This window comes from Mycolicibacterium sp. XJ662, from assembly GCF_053484035.1.
Window position 1 is genome coordinate 154,475 of record NZ_JBEFTL010000011.1, and the last position, 24,350, is coordinate 178,824.

21 protein-coding genes are annotated in these 24,350 nt (G+C 68.0%); 10 read left to right on the forward strand and 11 right to left on the reverse strand.

Annotation, left to right across the window (positions count from 1 at the left end):
* Positions 1–11: 11 nt before the first annotated feature.
* A complete protein-coding gene (locus ABQE93_RS23355; RefSeq protein WP_448410810.1) occupies positions 12–482 on the reverse strand; it encodes a hypothetical protein in 471 nt (156 codons plus the stop codon).
* A 49-nt stretch (positions 483–531) separates the two neighbouring features.
* Positions 532–2,130, reverse strand: coding sequence for a threonine/serine exporter family protein (locus ABQE93_RS23360; protein ID WP_448410811.1), 1,599 nt, complete (start codon positions 2,128–2,130; stop codon positions 532–534).
* A 197-nt stretch (positions 2,131–2,327) separates the two neighbouring features.
* On the opposite strand from ABQE93_RS23360, the gene ABQE93_RS23365 reads away from it, so the two are divergent.
* The 3 genes from ABQE93_RS23365 to ABQE93_RS23375 all read left to right on the forward strand — a co-directional run bounded on the left by ABQE93_RS23365 (position 2,328) and on the right by ABQE93_RS23375 (position 5,330).
* Positions 2,328–2,609, forward strand: coding sequence for a DUF732 domain-containing protein (locus tag ABQE93_RS23365; protein ID WP_448410812.1), 282 nt, complete (start codon positions 2,328–2,330; stop codon positions 2,607–2,609).
* Between the two features lie 149 nt (positions 2,610–2,758).
* Positions 2,759–3,718: an alpha/beta hydrolase gene (locus tag ABQE93_RS23370; protein WP_448410813.1), complete on the forward strand. Its 960-nt coding sequence runs from the start codon at positions 2,759–2,761 to the stop codon at positions 3,716–3,718.
* Positions 3,719–3,785: 67 nt separating this feature from the next.
* Positions 3,786–5,330, forward strand: a complete 1,545-nt coding sequence (locus tag ABQE93_RS23375; protein WP_448410814.1) for a class I adenylate-forming enzyme family protein — start codon at positions 3,786–3,788, stop codon at positions 5,328–5,330.
* On the opposite strand, the gene ABQE93_RS23380 is transcribed toward ABQE93_RS23375, so the two are convergent.
* The gene (locus ABQE93_RS23380; RefSeq protein ID WP_448410815.1) at positions 5,305–6,489 is read right to left on the reverse strand and encodes an acyl-CoA dehydrogenase family protein; all 1,185 of its coding nucleotides are present in this window, start codon (positions 6,487–6,489) and stop codon (positions 5,305–5,307) included. The genes ABQE93_RS23375 and ABQE93_RS23380 overlap by 26 nt on opposite strands.
* A 51-nt stretch (positions 6,490–6,540) precedes the next feature.
* On the opposite strand from ABQE93_RS23380, the gene ABQE93_RS23385 reads away from it, so the two are divergent.
* The 3 genes from ABQE93_RS23385 to ABQE93_RS23395 are packed head-to-tail and all read left to right on the forward strand — an operon-like array spanning position 6,541 to position 8,222.
* Positions 6,541–7,314 (forward strand): enoyl-CoA hydratase/isomerase family protein, encoded by a 774-nt coding sequence (locus ABQE93_RS23385; protein WP_448410816.1) that lies wholly within the window; start codon positions 6,541–6,543, stop codon positions 7,312–7,314.
* Between the two features lie 51 nt (positions 7,315–7,365).
* Positions 7,366–7,605, forward strand: a complete 240-nt coding sequence (locus ABQE93_RS23390) for a DUF6480 family protein (protein ID WP_448410817.1) — start codon at positions 7,366–7,368, stop codon at positions 7,603–7,605.
* Positions 7,606–7,610: 5 nt separating this feature from the next.
* A complete protein-coding gene (locus ABQE93_RS23395) occupies positions 7,611–8,222 on the forward strand; it encodes a DJ-1/PfpI family protein (protein WP_448410818.1) in 612 nt (203 codons plus the stop codon).
* Here the strand turns inward: ABQE93_RS23395 and ripD are convergent.
* On the reverse strand, positions 8,212–8,763 hold the full coding sequence (gene ripD / locus ABQE93_RS23400; protein WP_448410819.1) for an NlpC/P60 family peptidoglycan-binding protein RipD: 552 nt from the start codon (positions 8,761–8,763) through the stop codon (positions 8,212–8,214). The genes ABQE93_RS23395 and ripD overlap by 11 nt on opposite strands.
* A gap of 206 nt (positions 8,764–8,969) precedes the next feature.
* Between ripD and lhgO the strand changes: the two genes are divergently transcribed.
* Complete coding sequence (gene lhgO, locus ABQE93_RS23405; RefSeq protein ID WP_448410820.1) at positions 8,970–10,181, forward strand: L-2-hydroxyglutarate dehydrogenase; 1,212 nt, start codon at positions 8,970–8,972, stop codon at positions 10,179–10,181.
* Between the two features lie 47 nt (positions 10,182–10,228).
* On the forward strand, positions 10,229–12,541 hold the full coding sequence (aceA, locus tag ABQE93_RS23410) for an isocitrate lyase ICL2 (protein WP_448410821.1): 2,313 nt from the start codon (positions 10,229–10,231) through the stop codon (positions 12,539–12,541).
* Between the two features lie 5 nt (positions 12,542–12,546).
* Here the strand turns inward: aceA and ABQE93_RS23415 are convergent, their stop codons facing one another.
* From ABQE93_RS23415 to ABQE93_RS23445, 7 genes are all read right to left on the reverse strand, one after another.
* Positions 12,547–15,096, reverse strand: a complete 2,550-nt coding sequence (locus ABQE93_RS23415; RefSeq protein WP_448410822.1) for a M50 family metallopeptidase — start codon at positions 15,094–15,096, stop codon at positions 12,547–12,549.
* Positions 15,097–15,134: 38 nt separating this feature from the next.
* A complete protein-coding gene (locus ABQE93_RS23420; protein WP_448410823.1) occupies positions 15,135–15,935 on the reverse strand; it encodes a peptidoglycan-binding protein in 801 nt (266 codons plus the stop codon).
* A 220-nt stretch (positions 15,936–16,155) separates the two neighbouring features.
* Entirely contained in the window at positions 16,156–17,532 is a 1,377-nt protein-coding gene (locus ABQE93_RS23425; protein WP_448410824.1) for an aldehyde dehydrogenase family protein, read from the reverse strand.
* Positions 17,533–17,541: 9 nt separating this feature from the next.
* Entirely contained in the window at positions 17,542–17,976 is a 435-nt protein-coding gene (locus ABQE93_RS23430; protein WP_448410825.1) for a type II toxin-antitoxin system Rv0910 family toxin, read from the reverse strand.
* A 26-nt stretch (positions 17,977–18,002) separates the two neighbouring features.
* Entirely contained in the window at positions 18,003–19,310 is a 1,308-nt protein-coding gene (locus ABQE93_RS23435; RefSeq protein WP_448410853.1) for a sensor histidine kinase, read from the reverse strand.
* Positions 19,311–19,354: 44 nt separating this feature from the next.
* Positions 19,355–20,047, reverse strand: a complete 693-nt coding sequence (locus tag ABQE93_RS23440; RefSeq protein ID WP_448410826.1) for an Rv0518 family GDSL lipase — start codon at positions 20,045–20,047, stop codon at positions 19,355–19,357.
* A 35-nt stretch (positions 20,048–20,082) separates the two neighbouring features.
* Positions 20,083–21,306, reverse strand: a complete 1,224-nt coding sequence (locus ABQE93_RS23445; RefSeq protein ID WP_448410827.1) for an acyltransferase family protein — start codon at positions 21,304–21,306, stop codon at positions 20,083–20,085.
* A 305-nt stretch (positions 21,307–21,611) separates the two neighbouring features.
* On the opposite strand from ABQE93_RS23445, the gene ABQE93_RS23450 reads away from it, so the two are divergent.
* Together ABQE93_RS23450 and katG are read left to right on the forward strand one after the other, a co-directional pair.
* Positions 21,612–22,064, forward strand: coding sequence for a Fur family transcriptional regulator (locus ABQE93_RS23450; protein WP_448410828.1), 453 nt, complete (start codon positions 21,612–21,614; stop codon positions 22,062–22,064).
* A gap of 31 nt (positions 22,065–22,095) precedes the next feature.
* Complete coding sequence (gene katG / locus ABQE93_RS23455; protein ID WP_448410829.1) at positions 22,096–24,327, forward strand: catalase/peroxidase HPI; 2,232 nt, start codon at positions 22,096–22,098, stop codon at positions 24,325–24,327.
* Positions 24,328–24,350: the final 23 nt, after the last annotated feature.

Here is a 24,350-nt window from a genome sequence, read left to right on the forward strand (position 1 = left end):
TCATCGCTTTGTTACGGCGTCGGCGGCAGATGCTCGATCGGTGGCGGCGCGAGCGGGACAGGCGGACCCGCGACTTCCGCCGGCGGTGTCGATGACTCCGGGGCCGTCAGCGAGATGTGCCCCGGCGGCAACGGCGGCGGTGGGCCGGCGCCTGGCGGCGGGCCGGGTGCGACGGCCGGCGGCGCGGTCAGTGCGGCGAGCGGGTTCTCGCCGTGGAACGTGTGCCACAGATCCCGCAGGAAGCCGAACTGGCCCGCCGACTGTCCCTGGCCGTAGACCGGTGCGATCTCCGGGACCGGTGGTGCGCCGACCGGCGGCGGCGGTGGCGGGATGGGCGCCCCCGGATCGGCCGGGATAGGGAGCACGGGATCGGCGCCGGCCTGGCCGGCCGCGCCCAGCGCACCGCCGAGGATCATCGCGCCCGCAGCCGCGAACTGCACTGCTGCCGTGGCGGACCGCAGGCCGCGTCGTAGCTTCGTCACCCGAGCAAGGCTAGCCCGTAACGGGTGCGGCGTCTCGTCGGTTGCGCCGCTACGGTTCCTTGTCCTGGTCCTCTTGGCCGTCGGGGGGTTCGGAGCCCTCTTCATCGTCGGCGTGGGCTTCGTCGGATTTGGGCGGTTCCAGCGCGACGCTTCGCGACGACGGTCGGTGGCTGCCCGCCGCTTGGTCGGCTTCGGCCGGCTGCAGGTGTACGACGGGCCCGATCGCGCGGCGCAGGCCGGGCAGCCCCTCCTTCCGTAAGAAGTTGCCGATCCGTCCTGCGCGGTACCGCAGCGGTGAACCCAAGAACTCGCCGAGCACCACGCCGCTGCCCAGCGCAAGCGCTGTGGCGACCGCGGCCATCATCTGGCGCAGCCCGTTGTCGAAGTTGCCGTCGACAGCGAAGGAGAACACCGCCCGGAACACCGCAAGCCCCGGCAGCATCGGCATGATGCCCGCGGTTGCCGTCACCAGTGCGGGCGCCTGCCGACGGATCGAGATCACGGTCGCGATGATGCCGACGCCGACGGCTGCGACACCGCTGGCGAACACCTGGCCGAACCCAGCGGTCCCGAGCGCGATCAACACCACTTCTGCAGCCGCCGCCGCGACGCCGGCGGTGCCGATGGCCCGCAACGGCGCATAGCTCGTCACCGTCAGGGACGCCCCCGCCAGCCCAGCGCCGAGCACCGCGAGGGAGATCGCCAGCGCTCCGTGCGGCGTGACGAACGATTCCGTCGCGTCGACGTGCAACTCGATCGTGACGCCCGCCATCGTGCCGATCTGAAGGCCGGCGAGAATCCCCACCACGATGCCCGCGGTAAGCAACACGGCTTCGCCGAGCCGGGCGATGGAGGTGAGCATGTACCCGGTCACCGCGTCCTGCATGGCCCCGACGAACGTCATCCCGGACAGCAACATCACGATGCCGGTCGCCACCAGCGGGGTCGGGCCCTGGCCGGCGTAGTAATAGGCCGCTACCGCCACCAACGTCGCGATCGTCGCGCCGATCGCGTGTTGGAAGAAGAACGGGGTGCCGATTCGGTTGAGCCGTCTACCTACCTGATCGATGACCGCCGAGGTGGCGGCGGCCAAAAGGCAGGTGAGCCAGGTGCCGCCGAGCAGCATGGCGATACCGAGGGCGAAGCCCGCCCAGCCCGCCGTCGCCAGCCAGCGCGGGTAAGGGTGCGGCCGCTCGGTCAGTTCGTCCATGGCCTCATGGGCCTGTTCGACGCTCACACCACCCGAGGTGATCCGCTGCACCAGCCGGTCGAGCTCGCCCAACCGGGTGTAGTCGGTCGAGCGGGCCCGCACGCTGCGCACGATGGTCAGCGGCGGGCTCTCCGCGGTCGGCAGTGCCGACACGATGACGGTGGTGACGAAGATGTCGACGACGCAGTCGGTGAGGCGATATGCCTGCGCGACGTCCTGGGCCGTCGCGACCACGTCCGCGGTGCCTGAACCCGAGGACAGCATCACCTCGGCGAGCCGGATCGTCAGGTCGAGAACCTTGCGGGTGTGGATATCGCCCACCCCGCTGGTGGCGCGGCTACGTTGGCCGGCGACGGGTGCGGGGTCGCGACGCCCGCGAAGCGCGATTTGCACTCCACGGCGGAAGCGGGCGGTCCCGCCGAATCGATCGTGCGCCATTTATCAGGAGGATACTGGCGGCTTCCGGCTTCCGCAGACCCGGATTGCGCCGCCGGACTCACGAGTGCCGATTCGACAAAGCGTGAGCGGCGAATACAGTTAGACCTACGAAGCAGCTCGAAGCTGTGACTGTGACGTGTCTTACCCGATGCGATTGGTATGTGGCGTTCGGGGACCACTTATTCGGAGGTGATTGTGTGGTGCAATTCGCACGCGCGTTGATCGTATTGGTCGCCGCTTCGGTGATTTTCGCGCCGCAAGCTGCGGCGGACCAAGATGAATACCTGCGTAAACTGCAAAGCCGGTACCCATATCTGACGGCCGAACAGTTGATTGCTGAAGGCCACAAAGTCTGCAAGGTTGTTCGCCAGGGCATCCCGAGTTCGAATGCGGCCATCATGGTGCGCGAGGACCTCGGCGTATCGATCCCCGCCGCGGGCGAGATCGTCAGCGCGGCCGTCGGCGAACTGAGCTGCTGACCTCGAGAAGACGGCGTAACACCCGAAGGGCTCACGCCGACAAACGGTGTGCAGCAGTCCGCTGACCGCGGCAGGCGTCAAGCATCGGCGCCCTTCCGCGTCATCCAGGCACCGCCGTCCCCGTGCGGCATTTCTCGAGGTTCACAAATATGACGTTCTTATCCAGTTTCGTGCGACGCCTGCTCGTCGGTGCGATGGTCGCTTTGGTCCTGCCGGGCCTTGCCGCCGTCACGGGCACGACCGCCACCGCATCGGCCTACTCGCGTCCAGGCCTTCCCGTCGAAACGCTGATGGTGCCGTCGGCGGCCATGGGCCGCGACGTCCCGGTGAAGTTCCAGGGCGGCGGACCCCACGCGGTCTATCTGCTCGACGGGTTGCGTGCCCGCGACGACAACAGCGGCTGGGATATCGAGACGGCCGCGTTCGAGAACTATTTCGAGTCCGGGCTGTCGGTCGTCATGCCGGTCGGGGGGATGTCGAGCTTCTACACCAACTGGCAGAGTCCGGCCGTCGGCAACGGCGGCACCCACACCTACCAATGGGAGACGTTCCTGACCTCCGAGTTGCCCGCGTACCTAGCGGCCAACAAGGGGATCTCCCCCAGCGGTAACGCGGTGGTCGGCCTGTCGATGTCGGGCAGTGCGGCGTTGATCCTGGCCGCCTACCACCCGGGCCAGTTCCGCTACGCGGCTTCGCTGTCGGGGTTCCTGAACCTCTCCGAGGGTATCTGGCCGCTGCTGGTCGGTGTCGCGATGCGTGACGCGGGCGGGTTCAGCGCCACGGCGATGTGGGGTCCCCCCGGCAGTTCGGCGTGGCAGCGCAATGACCCGACCGTCAACGTCGGACGCCTGGTGAGCAACGGCACCCGCATCTGGGTGTACGCCGGCAACGGCGTCCCGTCCGAACTCGGGGGCGGCGGCGACATCGCCGGCCAGCTCCTCGAGACCATCACGTTGGACAGCAACAAGAACTTCCAGCGGCAGTACCAGGCCGCCGGCGGTTCCAACGGCACGTTCAACTTCCCCGCCAACGGCACCCACGGCTGGGGCTACTGGGGTTCGCAGTTGAACGCCATGAAGCCCGACATCCAGCGCACGCTGGGCGCCTGACCCTTCGACACGCTGCCGGGCGACCGCACCCCGCGGTCGCCCGGCCGGTGTCGGAGACAATCGGTGGGTGACGCTCCCAGACCTGACCGTTCCCGCACTTCTGCACCGCAGCGCGCGCGACTTCGGCCAGCACACCTACCTGGTCACCCCGACCGGCCGGCTCACCTACCAGCAGGCCGAACAGCGTTCGGCGCATATTGCGCGGTGGTTGCTTGGCGAGGGGGTCGGTAAGGGCGCCCGCGTGGGGTTGTTCTTCCCCAACGGCGCGGACTGGGTCGTCTGGTGGCTCGCGGTGTCGCGCATCGGTGCGCTGGCCGTGCCGTTGAGCACCCTGTACACCCCCGCCGAGATCGCCAAGGTCGCCAGGCTGGCCGACCTCGCCATGCTGGTCGCGCCGGCCGACGTGCTCGGCATCGACGTCGCCGACCGATTCGAAACGGCATGGCCGCAGCTGTCCGGTCAGCGCGCCGGGCGGCTCGCGCTGACCGCGGCGCCGTATCTGCGCCGCATCGTGTGCACCGCTGCTCCGCAACGCAATTGGGCGACTCGCTACGACGACGCCGGTGTCTCACCCGAGATACTGGCCGCCGCCGAATCCGAGGTCTCCCCAGCCGATCTCGCGGTCATGGTGCACACCTCCGGTTCCACCGCGGACCCCAAAGGCGTGCTGCACACCCACGGCACGCTGGTCCGCCAGACATCGACCTGGGGCGGCGCCGTGCGCATGGTCACCAAATCCGAAGGGCCGCCGCGGATCTTGTCGGCGATGCCGTTCTTCTGGATCGGTGGCCTGCTCGCCGTCACCGGGGCCCTGCACGAACCCGTCACGGTGATCACCATGCCGCGACTCGACGCCGGTACCGCGCTGGACCTCGTCGAGCGCGAGCGGGCCACCGGCGTGGTGGGCTGGCCGGCGTTCACCCAGAAGATGCGCGAGCACCCGACGTTCGCAGACCGTGATCTGTCCAGCGCGCCGATGCTGCGCGACGGCCCGCTGGACGTCGCGATGGTCGACGTGCCCGACGGATATCCGGTGCACCGCACCATGTCTGAAACCGCAGGCGGGTTCGTCTTCACCGACATGCGCATCGTCGACGACGCCGGCGCGCCGGTTCCCGACGGCACGGTCGGCGAACTGCTGGTGCGTGGCATCGGCGTCATGGCGGGCTACAACAAGCGCGAGCGATGCGAGACGTTCGACGACGACGGCTGGTATCACACCGGCGACCGCGTCTACCGCCGAACCGGTGACCCGCGCCTGTTCTACGTCGGGCGCACCACCGAACTCATCAAGGCGGCAGGCGCGAACGTCTCGCCGCTCGAAGTGGAAGCCGTCATCGACGGATTCGCCGACGTCGCGCAGTGTCTGGTGCTCGGCGTCGACGACCCCGTGCGCGGTGAGCAGGTGTGCGCCGTCGTAGTACCCGCCGACGCCGACGCCGGCGTCGACGTGGCCTCCCTGGCCGAGCGCACCCGCACCCAGCTGTCCGCGTACAAGGTGCCGACCCGCTGGGTCGTGGTCACCAGCGACGAGATCCCGACCCTGCCCAGCGGCAAGTTCGACCGAAAAACCTTGCGCGCACTGGTTACAGGCCGAACTGGTCCTCAATAACACCCAGCCACACCTGCGCTGAGTCGATGGCGACCTTCTCGCTGATGAAGGCGTGCTGGGTGCCGGTGTACATGTCGCGAAACGCCCGCTCCAGGCGGGTACCCTCGCGGATCGCGCTGGTGCCCGCGACCAGATGGGCCCATTCGGCACATTGGCGGGCGACGTCGGTGGCGTAGACCGCGGCCACCCGCATATCCGCACGCAGCGTCGGGGTCAGTTCCTCACCCGAAGCGACGGCGGTTTCGGCTTCACCGAACGCCTGCAGCACCAGCAGCCGCGCGGCGCGCCACGCCGCGACGTGATGCGCGAGACCCTTCTGAAACGTCGGGCGGCTGGCCAGCGACGCCATATCGCTCATCCGAAACTTGGTGGCGGCGAGCTCCTCGACATCGTCGAGCATGCTCTTGGCGACCCCCAGCGCCCACGACGCATGCCCGGCCGCGGTCATGCCCATCATCCCCATCCGGGTGGCCGGTGACGCGCCGCGGCGCGGCTCACGGGTGAACAGCGGAAACGTCCGGCTCGCCGGTACGAACACATCGTCGGCGCTGTAGTCGTAGCTGCCGGTGCCCTTGAGCCCCTGGACGTGCCAGCCGTCGTTGAAGCTGATCTGTGCCCTGGGTATCACGGCCACCTGCATATCGGGCACCCCCTCGCTGATCCAGCGCACCTCCCCGTCGTCCATCGGAAGAAAGCCCGCGGCCACGTATTCGGAGTGCCCCGTGCCCGAACCGAAACTCCACGATCCGCTGATCCGGTAACCACCGTCGACGGCGTGGCCCTGACCGTTGGGAAAGAACTGCCCGCCCAGGGCGACCCGGTTGTCGTTGGCGGTGAACACCTCCGCGAACCCCTCGTCGGGCAGGTAGCAGGCCGCGGCGAACGACGACGGCAGGTTCGCGATACCGATCCACCCGAAAGAGCCGTCCTGCCAGGCCATTTCGATCCACGTTTCGATCATCTCGGCGAACGACGGTTCGACTCCCCCAGCGGCGACCGGATTGAACGCGGACATCAACCCGCTGTCCCACATCGCCTCGACGATCGCGGGCGTGAGGGTGCGCATCCGCTCGGACTCGGCTGCCTCGGCCGAGACGAGCTCGCGCATTCCGCGGGCGAGCCTCCTAAGCCGGTCAGTCGCGTCCACTGTTGACGTCATTGCGTACTCCCATCACGGTCGGCCAAGGTCCCCTGAGATTAAGGTGCAGCCATGAGCCTCGTCACGTTTGAGTGCAAAGACCACATCGCCACCATCACCCTGAACCGCCCCGAGGCTCGCAACGCGATCAACGGCGCCCTGCGCAACGACCTGAACGCGGCCTGGAACCGGTTCCGCGACGACGAGGACGCCTGGGTGGGGATCCTGACCGCCAACGGCGACGTGTTCTGCGCGGGCGGCGACCTGAAGGACGGCGAAGGCGCTGTCGGCACCTTCGCGGGCACGTTCTGGGAGAAACCGACGATCAACTCCTTCGAAAGCGGTATGGAGCTGTTCAAGCCGACCATCGCCGCCGTGCACGGACCGTGTATCGGCTACGGGCTGACCGGCGTGCTGTTCTGCGACTTCGTGATCGCCAGCACCGAGGCCACGTTCTGTTATCCGGAGGTGTCGATCGGGGTGCCCACCATCGTCGGCGCCATCCGCCTGCCCCAGCGGGTGCGCTGGGCCGATGCGATGGAGCTGCTGCTGACCGGCAAGCCGATCAGCGCCGAGCGCGCCAAGGAGATTGGGCTGGTGTGGCGCCTGGTGGAACCCGAGGATCTGCAGGCCGAGGCGCTGGCCTGGGCACAGACCCTCACCGAGGCGGCGCCGCTGGCCCAACGGGCCACCAAGGAGGTGGCCTGGCGCACCGAGAACATGGGCTGGATCGAGTCGGTCCGCTTCGGCGAGACCATGCGCAAGGTGGCGGGTGCCACCGAGGACGTCGGCGAAGGGATCGTGGCCTGGCGCGAGAAGCGCAAACCCCGCTGGCGGGGCCGCTGATTTCGGCGGGGCACGTGTCAAAACCGCACATTCGGGTACGCGGTTTGGGCCATGACTGCCCAACCCCCTGATCCAGACCCCGCGCAGACGCCGGATCTCGAGCCCGGCGGCGGTGTCCGTCCCGGTGCGACCCCACCGGATTCGGCGCAGACGTCCGGGCTCTCCGAGCCCGAAGAACGCCCGCGGCACCGGATGACGCCCACGGCTGTGGCTGGTCTGATCGCGGTGACCATCCTCGTGCTGTTGTTTCTCGCAACCGGAGTGCTGCTCGTTCTGGACATGTTGAACTAGAACCCGTGCGCATCGAGATCGTGGTGTTCGACGGGTTCGACCCCCTCGACGTCATCGCGCCGTGGGAGGTGTTGGCGCAAGCCGCGGCGCTGCAGACCGGGCTCGACGTGGCCCTGGCGCACGTCGACGAACCCGGCCCGGTGACCACGGCGTACGGCCTGCAGATGCAGATACCCGAGAAGCTCGGCAGACCGGATGCCGTCCTGGTGCCCGGCGGCAGCTGGATCGACGCGACGGATACCGGTGTGCAACACGAGATTCGACGCGGCGTGCTGCCACAGGCGATCGCCGAGCTGGCCCCCTCGGTGCGCTGGGTGGCGTCGGTGTGCACGGGTGCGCTGCTGCTCGGCGCGTCGGGCCTGCTGCACGGGCGCAACGCGACCACCAATCAAGCTGCGGTGGAGGAGCTTTCGCGATACGGCGCGATCGTCAGACGGAATCGGGTCGTCGACGACGGTTCGGTGGTGACCGCAGGCGCGGTGACCTCCGGTATCGATCTGGCGCTGTGGCTGGTGGAACGCGAGTGTGGCGCCGAGACCGCCGCCGTGGTGCGCAGGGCGATCGCCTACCCCGTGGCACCGGATGTGTGGCGGGTGCCCGACACCGTCACGCGATGATGCGGACCAGGTACGGCGTCATGTTGTCGGTGCGCACCGGCGACACCGTCACCCCCGAATCGGCGGTTTCCAGCATCTGCCCGTTGCCCAGGAACATCGCCACGCTCTGCGTGCCTTCGGGGCCGTAGAAGATCAGGTCGCCGGGAAGGGCTTGCGACGGCGCCACTTTCTGGCCGACCTGGTACTGCGCACCCGACGAGCGGGGCAGCTTGACCCCGGCACCGGCGTACGCGTAGACCATCAGGCCGGAAGCGTCGAAACCGACGGTGCTCACCGCCGGGTCCAACCCGACGATGTGACCCTCGCGGTCGAGTCCGGCGACGTTCTCGGCGGTTCCACTGCCCCGGGTCGGGCCGGATGCGTCGCCGCCACCGTACGAGAACGGCACACCGCGCTGGGAGAGCCCACGAGCGATCACCAGGTCGACGGCCTGCTGGTTGGCTGCGGTCCGAGTGGTCGGCGTGGTCGGCTGAGCGGTTGCGATCCCCGGTGCCGCCCCCAACAGGGCCAGCCCGATCGCGAAGGCCAGGATGCGTCTCATCAGAAGTCCACTTTCTCGAACAGGGCACGCGCGGTTGCGCCCATCGTCTGGTGCACAACAGCCGCAAGATCACTTGTACTTGCACGAGTGTCACTTCGTCCAATCACCGCATGGCACAAGATCAATGAGATGCCAGAACGTGACCGAACGGTGACTCCAACCGCTGTGCCGACCGCGGCGGGCGGGCTATAGGGCAAGATCGTCGGATGGCAGGTTCGCGCATCGCCGTCGTCGGCGGTGGCATCGTCGGCGTCGCGGTCGCCCGCGAAATCCTGCGGCGCCAAGCGGACTCGGCGGTGACGCTGTTCGAAAAAGAGGACCGCTTGGCCGCACACCAGACCGGGCGCAACTCGGGCGTCATCCACGCCGGCCTGTACTACCAGCCCGGCTCCCACAAGGCACGGCTGTGCCGGCGCGGTGTCGAACTCCTCGAGGAGTTCTGCGCCGAGCGTGGCATCCGCCGGATCGACTGCGGCAAGGTGCTCGTCGCGCTCGACGACGCCGAACGGCCCCGCCTGGACGACATCGCGGCGCGCGCACACGCCAACGGGGTGCCGGGCGTGCGCATCATCGGTCCCGGGCAGTTGCGCGAACTCGAACCGCACGTGCGCGGCGTGGCCGCATTGCATTCCCCGTCCACGTCGATCGTCGACTTCGCCGAGGTGACCAGGGCGCTGGCCGCCGACGCGGTGGCCGCCGGAGCCGAGATCCTGCTCGGCCATGAAGTCGTCGGCATGCAGACGGTACGCGACGAGGTGGTGATCACCGCCCGCTGCGGCGAATCAGTTCGGGATGGCGCCTTCGACCGTGTGGTGGTGTGCGCCGGCCTGTACAGCGACCGGTTGGCCGCGCTGGTGGGCGACGGTGCCAACCCGGTGATCGTGCCGTTCCGCGGGGAGTACTACGCGCTGAAGCCGCATCGACGCAACCTGGTGAACGGGCTCGTCTATCCGGTGCCTGATCCGCGGTATCCATTCCTCGGCGTGCACCTGACCCCGCGCGTGGACGGGGAAGTGCTGATCGGCCCGAATGCCGTTCTGGCCCTTGCCCGGGAGGGCTACCGGTGGCGGACGGTATCGGCGCGCGACCTCGTCGACATCGCCGGCACGCCGGCCTTCTGGCGGTTCGTCAGAAGGCACTGGCGTACCGGGGTACGGGAGTTGTCCGGGTCGGTGAGCCGGCGCAGGTTCCTCGCCGCCGCCCGCGCATATGTGCCCGAACTCGCCGACGACGACGTGGTCGCCGGCGTGGCCGGTGTTCGGGCGCAGGCCCTCGACAGCGACGGCAGCCTGGTCGACGACTTTCGGCTCAGCTTCCGCGACCGCGTCGTCGTCGTGCGCAACGCGCCGTCGCCTGCGGCGACGTCGTCGCTGGCGATCGCCGAGCACATCGTCACGACGGTCGAGACCGCCTGGTAGTGGGTGATTACGCACCGCCGCGGACGCACTGCCCGTAGGCTGATTTCATGGCCATCATCGAAGCGGATGCAGCGCCTCAGACACCGTCCGAGCGCGCCGTCGCCGCCACTCAGAGTTACTTCGACAGCCCACGATTCGAGGGGATCACCCGGCTCTACACCGCACGGCAGGTCGTCGAGCAACGCGGCACGATCCCGTCGGACTACATCATTGCGCGGGAGGCCGCCACCGCCTTCTACGCCCGGCTGCGTGAGCTGTACGCCCAGAAGAAGAGCATCACCACGTTCGGCCCGTACTCCCCCGGCCAGGCGGTGGCGATGAAGCGCACCGGCATCGAGGGGATCTACCTGGGGGGTTGGGCGACGTCGGCGAAGGGATCCACCACCGAGGACCCCGGACCCGACCTGGCCAGCTACCCGCTGAGCCAGGTGCCCGAGGAGGCCGCCGGGTTGGTGCGGGCGCTGCTGACCGCCGACCGCAACCAGCACTACCTGCGGCTGCAGATGACCGAAGAGCAACGCGCCGCGACACCGGCGACCGACTTCCGTCCGTTCATCATCGCCGACGCCGACACCGGCCACGGCGGAGATCCGCACGTGCGCAACCTGATCCGCCGGTTCGTCGAGGCCGGCGTGCCCGGGTATCACATCGAAGACCAACGTCCGGGCACCAAGAAGTGCGGACACCAGGGCGGCAAGGTGCTGGTGCCGTCGGACGAACAGATCAAGCGGCTCAACACCGCGCGTTTCCAACTCGACGTGATGGGCGTGCCCGGCATCATCGTGGCCCGCACGGACGCCGAGGCGGCGAACCTGATCGACAGCCGCGCCGACGAGCGGGACCAACCGTTCCTGCTCGGGGTCACCAACCTGAGGATCCCGTCGTACAAGGCGTGCTACTTGGCGATGATGCGCCGCTTCTATGAGCTGGGCGTCACCGAACTCAACGGGCACCTGCTCTACGCGCTGCCCGAAGGCGAGTACGAGACCGCCGGCGCCTGGCTGCAGCATCACGGCATCGCCGACGCGGTCAGCGAGGCGGTCTCGACCTACCAGAACGATCCGCAGCAGTCACTCGATGCCCTGTTCGACGAGGTGGAGTCGAAGTTCGTCGACGCCTGGCAGCTGGACGCCGGGCTGATGACCTACGGCGAAGCCGTCGCCGAGCTGCTCGAATTCCGGGAAAGCGAAGGCGAACAGCTCGATATGAGCGTCGACGACTGGCGTGAGTTCGCGACCAGGGCGCCGATGTACACCGCGCGTGAGAAAGCCCGCGAGGTCGGCGCGGCCGTGGGCTGGGACTGCGAGCTGGCCAAGACGCCGGAGGGCTACTACCAGGTCCGCGGCGGCATCCCGTATGCGATCGCCAAATCGCTGGCGGCGGCGCCGTTCGCCGACATCCTCTGGATGGAGACCAAGACGGCCGACCTCGCCGACGCGCGCGAGTTCGCCGAGGCGATCCACGCCGAATTCCCCGACAAGATGCTGGCCTACAACCTGTCCCCCTCGTTCAACTGGGACACCACCGGGATGACCGACGACGAGATGCGAGCCTTCCCCGAGGAACTGGCCAAGATGGGCTTCGTCTTCAACTTCATCACCTACGGCGGCCACCAGGTCGACGGGGTGGCCTCCGAGGAGTTCGCAACCGCGCTCAAACAGGACGGCATGTTGGCGCTGGCGCGGCTGCAGCGGAAGATGCGGCTGGTCGAATCACCGTACCGCACACCGCAAACGCTGGTCGGTGGGCCGCGAAGCGACGCCGCGTTGGCCGCGTCGTCGGGCCGCACCGCGACCACGAAGGCCATGGGCAAGGGCTCCACACAGCACCAGCATCTGGTGCAGACCGAGGTGCCCAAGAAGCTGCTCGAGGAATGGCTGGCGCTGTGGAGCAAGCACTACCAACTCGACGAGACGCTGCGCGTGCAACTGCGGCCGACCCGGCCCGGGTCCGACGTGCTGGAGTTGGGCATCTTCGGCGAGCGGGAAGGCGGCGAGAGCGAGAAGCTCGCCAACGCGATCGTCGACCCGATCAAGGACCGGCACGGCCGCAGCATCCTGACCGTGCGCGACCAGAACACCTTCGCCGAGAAGCTGCGGCAGAAGCGCCTGATGGACATCATCCATCTGTGGCTGATCCACCGCTTCAAGGCCGAGGTGGTCTACTACGTCACGCCCACCGAGGACAACATCTACCAAACCGAGAAGATGAAGTCCCACGGGATCTTCCGCGACGTCTACCAGGAGGTCGGCGAGATCATCGTCGCCGACGTGAACCAGCCGCGCATCGACGAGCTGCTGGCCTCGGACCGCGAGGCGCTGCAGCGGCTCATCCGCAAGGAGGATCAGCCCGCGAGCTGACGCCGCTACGCCGACCCGTCCGAAGACGACCCGTCCGAGGATGACTCGCCCGACGACGTGTCGGCGGAATCGGTGGCGTCGGACGCGGTGTCATCCGGTGTCGTATCGGCTGCCGTCGTCGCGTCCTCGACGCCCGTGCTCTCAGTGGTCGGCTCGCTGGTCACCGAATCCTGCGTCGGTGTCGGGTCATTCGTCGTCGTCGGGCTGGAAGTGGTTTCCTCGACGGTGGTTTCGCTGGGCTCGGCGGGCACGGTGGTCAGTGTCGGCTCCGGCGCGGCGGTAGTGGTGCTGCTGGGCGGGCTGGGCACCGACGGCAGCGGTTCCTCGACGGAGACCGGCGTCGGCGTGGGCGCAGCGGTGGTCGGGGTGAGCGACGGGAACGTTCCCGGTTGGTCCTCTTCGACGATCCACATGATCTCGGTGGTGTATTCGTCGAGGCGGCCGTCGATTTCGTTCAACGGCACCTTCCCGGCGGCGATATCGTCCCCGTAGGCGTCGATCTCCACCCACAGCGCCTCGAGTTCGGCCCTGGCCTCTGCCGAGAGCTCCTCGTCGAGCGTGACGAACAGCTGTCGGGCCAGCGAAACCGTCATGCAGTTGACGCACTCGTAGTTCAGCGCACCCGACAAGTTCTGCGGCACCGCGACGTTGTCGTTGGTGTCGTCCTGATCGATGACGAAGACCACCTGATAGGAGACGGCCACCGCAGCACACGAATTGCACGATGCGTACGCGTGCGCCTCGTTGACGTTCATCGCGTATTCCTCGTCGGTGGTCCACACCAGCGCGAAAGCCGTGTCATAGACCACTGTTCCGTCCGTCGTGTTCACCGCGAGCGCCTGATTGTTGCCGTCACCGGGTTCCGGAGCGATCGGCTTGTCGAACGGAAAGACCCAGCCGACGTCGTCCTGTGTGGCGGCGGCGGCCCCCGTGGTGAAGAATCCGCCGCCGTTCGCCACGGACGTCACGTGGCGGGGTATGACGACGACCGCAAGCTGTGGGGAGTTGAACGTCGGCGGCGCCGTGCGGGTGTCCCACAGCGCCTGCATGACACCGCGCTGCCCGGCGGCAAGTGGCTGGGTGGCGGCGACCGGGCGCGGGGCGTTGGTGACCGCCTGCCGCGGCTCACCCATCGCCTCGACCCGCAGCGCGTAGACGATGTCGCTGATCGTGCCGCGATCCGAGGCCTGAATCGGCCGGTAGTTCTCCCCGTGTGGGAACCACGCGTAGGCGATGCCGATCAGGGCGGCGGCGCCGAGCAGGCCCACGACGGCGCGCTGTACCGGCTTGCCCGCGGAGGACTGCCATGCGGTGGTGCCGATGCGGCGGGCCACCCGCAGCAGCAGGTAGATGATGCCGGCCATCGGGATCACGATCGCGATCATCGCCAGCACGCGCGCGATGACCTGCACCAGATCGCCGTCTGTCCATGCGCTGCTGAGCACGTCGTGCTGCTTGCCCACGGCCGCCCACGCCGAACCGAGCAACCGCGGTAGCGCGACGACTGCCAGCACCAGCATCGCGATCAGCAACGGCACCACGGTGACCACCCAGACCGTCACGACGATCCGCGCCCACCACTTGAGCTGGTTTGCCTGCGGTTCTCGCCACCGCCACGGCAGCATGCCGAGCAGGGTCGGCTTGATCCGGCCGTACAGGTCGGGCACGCCGGTCAGATCGGCCAGCACGTGGTAGCCGTCAAACCTGACCATCGGGGTGAGCTGCCGGATCATCTGGATGATCTGGGTGGCCACGACGAGCAGCAGCGCGTCGTAGCGCAGGCCCAGCCACAAGGCCGTGATGGCGACGGCGACGATGGCGTTGAAGTACAACCCGCCCAGGTCGGTGCGTAGCCGTCCCCTGCGGCTGAGCCTGTAGGAGTCCGTGACGTCGGTGTAGAACGCGGGCCACACCAGGTACAGGCCGAAACCCATCACACCGGGGGTCGCGCCGCCGTATCGGGCGGCCGCGGCGTGGCCGAACTCGTGGAAGCCGGCCGAGAGCACGGTCACGACGAACACCAGGATCAGCAGCCCAGGACGTTCGAACGCGTCGTAGGCCGCCGCGGCGAGCCCCTTGTGGAAGCACACCCACCAGCACACCACCGCGAACGCCGCGAGCACGGCGACGACGATGGGTGGGCGGAACAGGAACCGGAACGGATCGGTGAGGCGTCGGGTCTGGGCCGGGTCGGTGATCGTGCGCCGTAACTTCAGGCCCAGCAACGGATCTCGCTTCTGCACCTGCGGTTCGCTGCCGTCGGCGAGGGCCGTCAGGCCCATGGGTGCCAACCGTTGCTTGACGAGGTGGCTGACGTTGTCCGCGTTGACGCTGCGGCCCGTCGCCGCCGTCACCGCATCGGCGACCTCCTCCGGCGTGCGGTGGCCGTCGACTTCGCGCAGCGTCGCGTACAGCAACGGGGTCAACGCGAGGGCCTGGCCGTCGGCGCGACGGACCAGTCCGGGCGCGACCCGATGACCCGATCCCTCGAGTTCACCGATCAGTTCGACACCGTCCGCACGTCGCGGCACGACGCGCTCGGCCGTCGCGGTCACCTGGGCACTCCCCACGGCTCAGCGGGTTTCAGGCGCGCTCAGCCGTCAGAACCCCCGCCGTCGCCACCGGAATCGCTCGAACCGCTGGCACCACCGGAATCACTGTCACTGCCGCTGCTGGCGCCCGACGCTGCGGCGGACTCGCCGCCCGTCGCGTCGCCGACCGCCGTGTCGGTGCTGCCGTCGGCGTCAGGCTGCGAGGTGCCCTGCACGACGTCGGACACCTGGATCGCCTCGGCGCTGGTCACACCCCTGAGTTCCTGGTTGATGACGGCATCCTGGGTGGCGATCGCGTCCGCATCGGAGTCGATCGACAGCACGTTGGCGGCCACCGCGGCGCTGATGGGTGCGGCCACGTTGGCGTTGGCCGCCACGGCGCCGGCGATCGGGGCGGTCAGATCGGTGTCGACATCGACGTTGACGTCGACGTTGAGCAGCGGACCCTCGAGCGTGGCCAGGTTTCCGACCTCCACCTCGCCGTCGTCGTCGTTGTCATCGGGCGGCGTGGGATCGCCGTCGGTGACGTCGCTCTGGTCGATGGCGCTGTCTTGGTCGGCCACCGCCAACGCGTCGGCCTCGATGAGCTGATCGACCTGCGCTGTCTGCTCGACCATGGCGCCTGCGGTCGAGTTGAAGGACAGCACGTTGGCGCCCGCGGCAGCGTCGATCGGCGCGCCGACGTTGAGTTGCGCGGCCACCGCGAGGTCGATCGGCGAGGCGACGTCGAGGAACACGTCGACGTCGACGTTGAGGTCGAGGATGGACACGACCTCTTTGTCGGGTAGTGCGACGGCCATCTCGGCCGCCAACTCGTCAGGTGTCAATCCTTGGTTCGTCATCGCCGTAGTTCCTCTCCTGTGTGCCCGACGTTGCTGAGACCAACCGGTCAAGTGCGTTCCGGGTACCCGGCGAATTTCATGATCAAGACAGCAATTTCACAGAAAGGTCAAAAATCTGGTTGCGACAACGGCTAAGTGACGATGCGCTAATTAACTTGGCGCCGATGCGTTTTCATCGATCGACGCGATATCGCGGGGTCGGACGGTGCGCTTCGACCGTTTAGCAAACGTTTGCTGACGAGCCGGGCGGCGACCAGTGCACAACTTTCATCTCGGTCAACTCGTCGAGCAGTTCGGGGCCGAACCCGAAACCGTTGCCGCTGGCGCGGCGGGGCTCGGACGCGCCGCCGGGTGCTCCCCCGAACACGTCGTTGATCTTGACGGTGCCGACCGGCAGCGTGCGCCACGCCTGCTGCGCGTGGGCCATATCGGGCGTCAGCACCGTGGCGGCCAACCCGTAGCGGTCGTCGCAAGCCTCGCTCAATGCGGCCTCGAAGGACTCGACCACCCGGACCGGCGCCACCGGGCCGAACGTCTCCTCCCGAAACACCGCCATGTGCGGTGCGCAGTCGGCGAGCACGGTCGGCGGGTAGAACGCGCCCTTTCCCGGGCGCGGTGCGCCACCGATCAACACCCGCGCACCCTCGGCGACCGCGCCGGCGACCTGATCGTGCACGAGCCCACGTTGCGCCCTGTCCACCATCGGCCCGATCCGATCACCCCACACGCGGGCTTCGGCAACCAACTCGTCGAGAAACGCCTCGGCGATGGACTCGACCACGTACACCCGCTCGACCGAGACGCAGATCTGCCCGGCGTTGGCGAACGCGCCCAGCGCGGCCTGCTCGGCGGCCCACCGCGGATCCACCCCGGCGTCGACGATCAGCGCGTCGTTACCCCCGTTCTCCAGCACCGCCTTGGCGCCGCGTTCGACGCAGGAGCGCGCGATCGCCCGGCCGGTAGCGGTGCTACCGACATGCGCCACGACGTCAACCTCCTCGGAGGCCGCCAGCTGGGCGCCGAGTTCCCCGTCCCCGTCGACGATTTCGAGAACACCCTGCGGCAGCTGTTCGGCGAGCAACTCGGCGAACCGGCGCCCGGTGCGCGGACAGCGTTCACTTGGCTTGTGCACCACCGTGTTCCCGGTGACCAGCGCGGCTCCTAACAGGCCCGCGGCGACGGCCACCGGGTCGTTCCACGGCGTCAGCACCGCGACCACCCCACGTGGTTCGGGGATCATCAAATCGGTTGCGCCCCAACCACCCTGCAGGCTGCGACCCCCGTGCAGCGGGCCCAGCTCGGCGTACTGCGCCAGGGTGCCCGCACCGGCCGCGACGCCACCACGAGCGTCATCGGCGAGCTTGCCGGTCTCGCGTTCGTTGAGCTCGGCCAGTTCGGCGGACGCGGCGCGCACGGCTTCGGCGGCGGCGCTCAGCGCGGCGGCGCGTTCGGCGGCAGGCGTGCGCGCCCAGGCCGGGAACGCCGCGCGGGCCCGCGCGACGGCGTCCCCGCACGCGTGGTTGTCGGTGATCGGGATCCGGCTGACCGTGTCGCCGGTCCTAGGGTCGAGAACGGTCAAATCCGCGGTTTGTGACACGACACCGTGTTACCCGCCGTAGAGCTCCTCGAATCGCTGGATCGAGCGGTCGATATCCCCTTTGACCGCACGCGCGGCGGTCGCACCGATCGGACCGAACAGCGGCGCCCCTCCGAGGTTGATGGTCACCGTGAAAGTGCAGCCCGTTTCGGTCGGCGTGACCTTCATCTTCATGCCGTACCTGGTGCCGCCCACACCGTTGCCGGTGACCTCGAGAAAACTTGGCGGATCGTAACTCTTCACCTTCCAGGTCACCCGGTTGCGCAGGCCCTTCGCGCCGGCCACGCCGACGATCGTTGTCCCGACGGTCAATTCGTCGGGTAGCTCGCTTCGCCAGCCTTCGTGCATCGTCATCCAGTCGCTCAGCGAATGAAAATCGGACGCACGCTCCCACGCCTCCTGCGGGCTCAACGTCAGTTCACGGGTCAGCTCGAGTTTCGCCATCCTCAGATGTTAATGCCGATTCTGCGTCACCGGGGTCCCGGTAACCGCAGAAGCAGCCGCGCACCGCCGAGCGGGCTGGCGTCCAGGCTTGCGGTACCGCCGTGGATCTCGGCCTGCTGGGCCACCAGCGCAAGCCCGAGCCCTGAACCCGACCGTGCCGCCGTCGAACCTCGTGAGAACCGCTGAAACACCCGAGCGCGTTCCTCTTCTGGAACCCCGGCCCCGTTGTCGTCGACGGCGATCTCGACGCCCTCGCCGGAAGTGAGGGCGCTGAGCCGGATCTCGGTGGCGCCACCGTGTTTGATCGCGTTGGCGATCGCGTTGTCGATGACCAGGCGCAGTCCGGCGGGAAGCCCGACCATCAGCACCGTCGTCGACGACGGCAAAGACACGTCGACACCGGGGTAGTTGCGCCGCGCGTCGTGTGCGGCGCGGTCGAGCAGTTCGGTGATGTCGAAAGGCACGAAGTCGTCGGTGGTCGTCAGCTCACCCTGCGCGAGGCGCTCGAGCGCGGTCAGGGTCGCCTCGATGCGGCTCTGGGTGCGCATGACGTCGGCGATCAGCTCCTCGCGCTGGTCGGGGCGCATCTCCAGCGTGGACAACACCTCGAGGTTGGTGCGCATCGCCGTCAACGGGGTGCGCAGTTCGTGGGAGGCCACCGCGGCGAAATCGCGGGCCGATTCCAGCGCAGCCCTGGTGCGTTGCTGTTCGTCGCCGATGCGCGCGAGCATTCCCTCGACGGCCTCGGCGATCTCGACCGCCTCCTGCACGCCCCACACCTGGACCTCGTCGGGGGCCGACTGCGCGTTGATGGCGCGAGCCTGCTGGGCCAGCAGCCGAAACGGGTTGATCATGATCAGCCACATCACCCAGCCGACCAGCACGGTGCCCACGATGACCCCGCCGCAGATGAGCAAGACCCGCCGGTGCAGCTCGTCGATGCGGCGTTGGGTGTCGGCGAGCGGCGCGCCGACCGCGATGGTCGCGCCGCCGGCCTCGAAGGTGCGCACCCGGTACTCGACGCCGTCGATCGTGGTGTCGGTGTAACCGACTTCGAACTCCGGCAGCACGATGTCGGGCGGAACCGACACCGTGGCGCCGGCCACCCGCGCGGTGCGCACCAGCCCGCCACTGGGTACCGGCGCTTCCGCGTCGTCCTGCTGTGCGGTGGCCAGCATCGCCCCGATATCACCGAGGCTGCTCACCGAATCCAATCGCCGGTCCAGCTGGCTGTACTGATCGTTGGTGACACCGAACCAGACCCAGGCGCCCAGGGTGATCACCAACGCGACCACCGACAGCGCCGCCACGATCACGATGACCCGCAGCGACATCAGCCGGGTCAGCAGCCGGTAGAGGCGCGCGCCGAGAGTCACCGTCACACGCGCCTCGGTAGTTGGGCGAGGATCAGCGGCGCGATCTTCTCCGCCATGTAGACGTGTCCGGCGTCGGTGGGATGCACGCCGTCGGCGCCGATCAGCCCGGGTCGCCCGACGAACCAGGCCGCGGCGATCGGGTCGACGAACGTCGCGCCGGCCACACCGGCCTGATACGCGAGGACGTCGCGGATCCGCAGCACGTCACTCGGCGGATCCGCGGTGGGCCAGGCCGGGCCGATCACCAGAAGCTTCGCCGCAGGCGCGATACGCCGCGCGAGTTGGAAGGTGCCGTAGACCAGAATCGACAGCTGGGCAGGGTTGACCCCCCGATCGTTGCGGGAGCCGAAGAAGATCACCAGCGTGTCGTCGGGTTGGACCGTCGTAGCGGTCAGGTCCTCGAACAGATGGCCGCGGTTACCGCGGGTGCCGTAGCCCGCGCCGCCCTCGGCGCCGACGTCCGCGGTGGTGGGAACGCCCCGCTGGGCGAGCATCTGCCAGGCGCGCGTGGTCCAGCCCTTCTCGCCGAGACCGCCCTCGTCACCGCCGGTGGTGTAGGAGTCGCTGACCACCGCGACGCGGTTCAACGCAAAACCCAGCGCCACTATCTCCTTGTGGCTGACCGCGGTTGGCCGGTGACAGCCCAACCCGACCAACAGCGCCAGCGTGACTACGACGGTGACCAGACGTCTCACCGCTACAGCGTATTGCGCGACGGCGCAAACATTGATCACACCGCGCGGGCCGAAAGCGCTTTGGCCCGCTCCTCGCGGGGCACATGGATGGGCGCGAGCTTGCCGGGTACCGCATCCGTGCGCGCGTCGCTGCCGGGTTTCATCATGCCGCGCATCCACCGTCGAGCAGGCTCCTCGACGAAGTGATACAGCAGTACCGCGCCCGCGAACGCGACGCCGATGATGACGAACAGCGTCAGCTTGCCGTTGAAATCGGCGAGCAGGCGCAGCTCGAACTGGTCGACCATCCAGTTCCACGTGGTGTGTACCAGCTCGTGCACCATGTAGAGGCTGAACGAGATGTGCCCGAGGTAGACCATCGGGCGTATCCCCAGCAGCCCCGGCAGCGCGCCCGCGCCGATGGCCAACGTCAACACCAAGGGCACGAACAGAACATCGACCAGACCGGCGGAATCGGGGATCTTGGCCACCGGGTACGCGTCGAGCAGATAGAGGATGGCGACGATCCCCGCCGCCAGCAGCGCGGCGGCGTAGCCGGCGCCGCGTCGTGCCCGATCCGAGGGCTGCAACTTACAGACCGCAGCGCACAGCAGCGCGCCCGCGGTGAACTGCATGACGATCCGCGGCAGCCAACTCCACGGCGTGTAGAACTGGCCCGTCGACATCAACAGCAGGATCGGCGGCATCGCGGCAGCCACCGCGAGCAGCACCAGACCGCGGGCCCTGGTCGATCGGGCGATCCGGAAGACGATCAGCACCAGACCGCCGAACAACAGGTATGCCAGCCACTCGGCGCTGATCGACCAGGCCGGCCCGTCCCAACTCGACCCGTCGAAGAACGGCTGAAACCACAACTGGACCAGCAGGAACTGCTTGATGTAGTTCATCGCCGTGAGCGAATCGGCGGCTTCTGACGGCACGTGCCCGACATGCAGCGTGAAGATGATCCACAGCGCCGCCAGGTGCATCGTCACCAGATAGACCGGCCACACCCGGGCCAGCCGAAGCCACAGAAAGTGCAGCGTCGACCGCCACGACCACCTCTCCCCCATCCGGTCGAGGTAGTTGTAGGTCAGCACGAACCCGCTGAGGATGAAGAACAGGTCGACGCCTTGGGCGCCACAGTCGAGCACCGGCGCCAGCGCCGACCGAAACCCCGGCGCCGCCTGCTCCAGCAGCGGGCGGAAGTGAAACAGCACCACCCATACGGCAGCGACGATGCGCAGACCAGACAGGGCTCTGATCTCCGTCGGGCGCACAAAACTCTTTTCGCGAGGGCTACAGGTCTTTTCGGTCCGGCACGCTCAAGCGTCGACTGGCGGGCGGCTTCCTCCCACGCCGCCGCGACAGCAGCTTCGGAGAGTACCAGCGTCCACGTCGTCGTCGCGGGACGGGAGCCCGGCGTGCCGCGCCCGGTGAAACCGAAATGGATTGGTAACCGGGCGGTTTGGTGGTCGCAGCAACCGGTCGGCAACCGGGTCACGGGGTGTGGTGTCGCCGTCGGCCCGCAGAAATACCCTGGTACACTCTTGACTCATTCCAGAAACGGCGGCATATTGGTGTCGTGGTCTCTACGCCGGATTACGCCGACCAGCTTCGAAGGGCTGGCCTGCGCGTGACCCGTCCGCGGTTGGCAGTGCTCGAAACGGTGTACGCGCACGCGCACGCCGACACCGAGACCATCTTCGGCGCCGTCCGCAAGGTTCTGCCCGACGTATCCCGCCAAGCGGTGTACGACGTGCTCGCCGCGCTGACCAGCGCGGGCCTGGTCCGCAAGATTCAGCCGTCCGGCTCGGTCGCGCGATACGAGTCGCGGGTCGGCGACAACCACCACCATGTCGTGTGCCGGTCGTGCGGCGTCATCGCCGACGTCGACTGCGCCGTCGGCGACGCGCCGTGTCTCACGCCATCCGACGACGGCACACTCGACGGCTTTGTACTCGACGAAGCCGAGGTCATCTACTGGGGTCTTTGTCCCGACTGCTCGATTTCGCAAGTTTCCCGATCACAACCGTGATCGCAGCCCGATAACCACCGGAAGGAAGATTGTGACATCCGATGCTCGCCCGCCGCATTCAGCGGAGAAGACTCAGAGCACCAGCGAGAGTGAAAACCCGGTAATTCCCTCCCCGACCCCGAAGGCGCACGCCCCGCTGAAGAACCAGGACTGGTGGCCCAACCAGGTCGACGTCTCGGTCTTGCATGCCCAGGACGTCAAGGCCAACCCGTTGGGGGCTGACTTCAACTACCGCGAAGAGGTCAAGAAGCTCGACTTCGACGCGCTCAAGCGCGACCTCGCCGAGCTGATGACCACATCGCAGGACTGGTGGCCCGCCGACTACGGCCACTACGGCGGCCTGTTCATCCGGATGAGCTGGCACTCCGCGGGCACCTACCGGATCCACGACGGTCGCGGCGGCGGTGGTCAGGGCGCCCAGCGCTTCGCCCCGATCAACAGCTGGCCGGACAACAACGGCCTGGACAAGGCCCGCCGGCTGTTGTGGCCGATCAAGCAGAAGTACGGCCGCAAGCTGTCCTGGGCCGACCTGTTGGTGCTGGCCGGCAACGTCGCGCTGGAGTCGATGGGCTTCAAGACGGCCGGCTTCGCGTTCGGCCGCGAGGACATCTGGGAGCCCGAGGAGACCCTGTGGGGCTTCGAGGACACCTGGCTGGGCACCGACAAGCGCTACTCCGGCGAACGCGAACTGGCCGAGCCGTTCGGTGCGACGACCATGGGCCTGATCTACGTCAACCCCGAGGGCCCCGAAGGTGAGCCCGATCCGATCAAGGCCGCGATCGACATCCGCGAGACGTTCGGCCGCATGGCGATGAACGACGAGGAGACCGCCGCGCTGATCGTCGGCGGCCACACCTTCGGCAAGACCCACGGCGCCGGCGACGCCGACCTGGTCGGGCCCGAACCCGAGGCCGCCCCCATCGAGCAGCAGGGGTTGGGCTGGAAGAGCGCCTACGGCTCGGGCAAGGGCGCCGACGCGGTGGTCAGTGGCCTCGAGGTGGTCTGGACGCCCACCCCGACCAAGTGGGACAACAGCTTCCTGGAAACTCTGTACGGCTACGAGTGGGAGCTGACGAAGAGCCCCGCCGGAGCCTGGCAGTACGTCGCCAAGGACGCCGAGGACGTCATCCCCGAACCGCACGACCCCACCAAGAAGCGCAAGCCCTACATGCTGGTGACCGACCTGTCGATGCGGCTGAGCCCGATCTACGCCGACATCACCCGGCGCTGGCTGGATCATCCGGAAGAGCTGGAAGAGGCATTCGCCAAGGCGTGGTTCAAGCTGCTGCACCGCGATATGGGGCCGGTGTCGCGGTACGTGGGACCGTGGGCGCCCAGCGAAACCTACGTCTGGCAGGACCCGGTGCCTGCCGTCGACCACGAATTGGTCGACGACGCCGACATCGCTTCGCTGAAGGCCAAGGTGCTGGAGTCCGGTCTGTCGGGCACCCAATTGATCAAGACGGCGTGGGCGTCGGCGGCCAGCTTCCGCGGCACCGACAAGCGCGGCGGCGCCAACGGTGCCCGGATCCGGTTGGAACCGCAGAAGAACTGGGACGTCAACGAGCCTGCCGAGCTGGCCAAGGTGCTGCCGGTGCTCGAGAAGATCCAGCAGGACTTCAACGGTTCCGCATCGGGCGGTAAGAAGATCTCGCTGGCCGACCTGATCGTGCTGGCGGGTTCCGCGGCGGTCGAAAAGGCCGCCAAGGACGCCGGATTCGACGTCACGGTGCCGTTCGCGCCGGGTCGCACCGATGCCTCGCAGCAGCAGACCGACGTCGAGTCGTTCGCCGTCATCGAGCCGCGGGCCGACGGGTTCCGCAACTACATCCGGCCCAACGAGAAGACCCAGGTCGAACGGCTTCTGGTGGACCGGGCGTACATGCTCAACCTGACCGCTCCGGAGATGACGGCGCTCATCGGCGGCCTGCGCGTGCTGGGCGCCAACTTCGCCGGCAGCAAGCACGGCGTGCTCACCGACCGACCCGGCGTGCTGACGAACGACTTCTTCGTCAACCTGCTCGATATGCGCACGGAATGGAAGGGCGGACAGGCCGAGAACGTCTACGAGGGTGTCGACCGGGCCACCGGCCAGCCCAAGTGGACGGCCACCGCCAACGACCTGGTGTTCGGTTCACACTCGCAACTGCGGGCGCTGGCCGAGGTCTACGCGCAGGAGGACAGCAAGCAGAAGTTCGTGGACGACTTCGTTGCCGCCTGGACCAAGGTGATGAACAACGATCGGTTCGACCTGCACCAGTAACTGCGGTGTTTGACCGACACTAG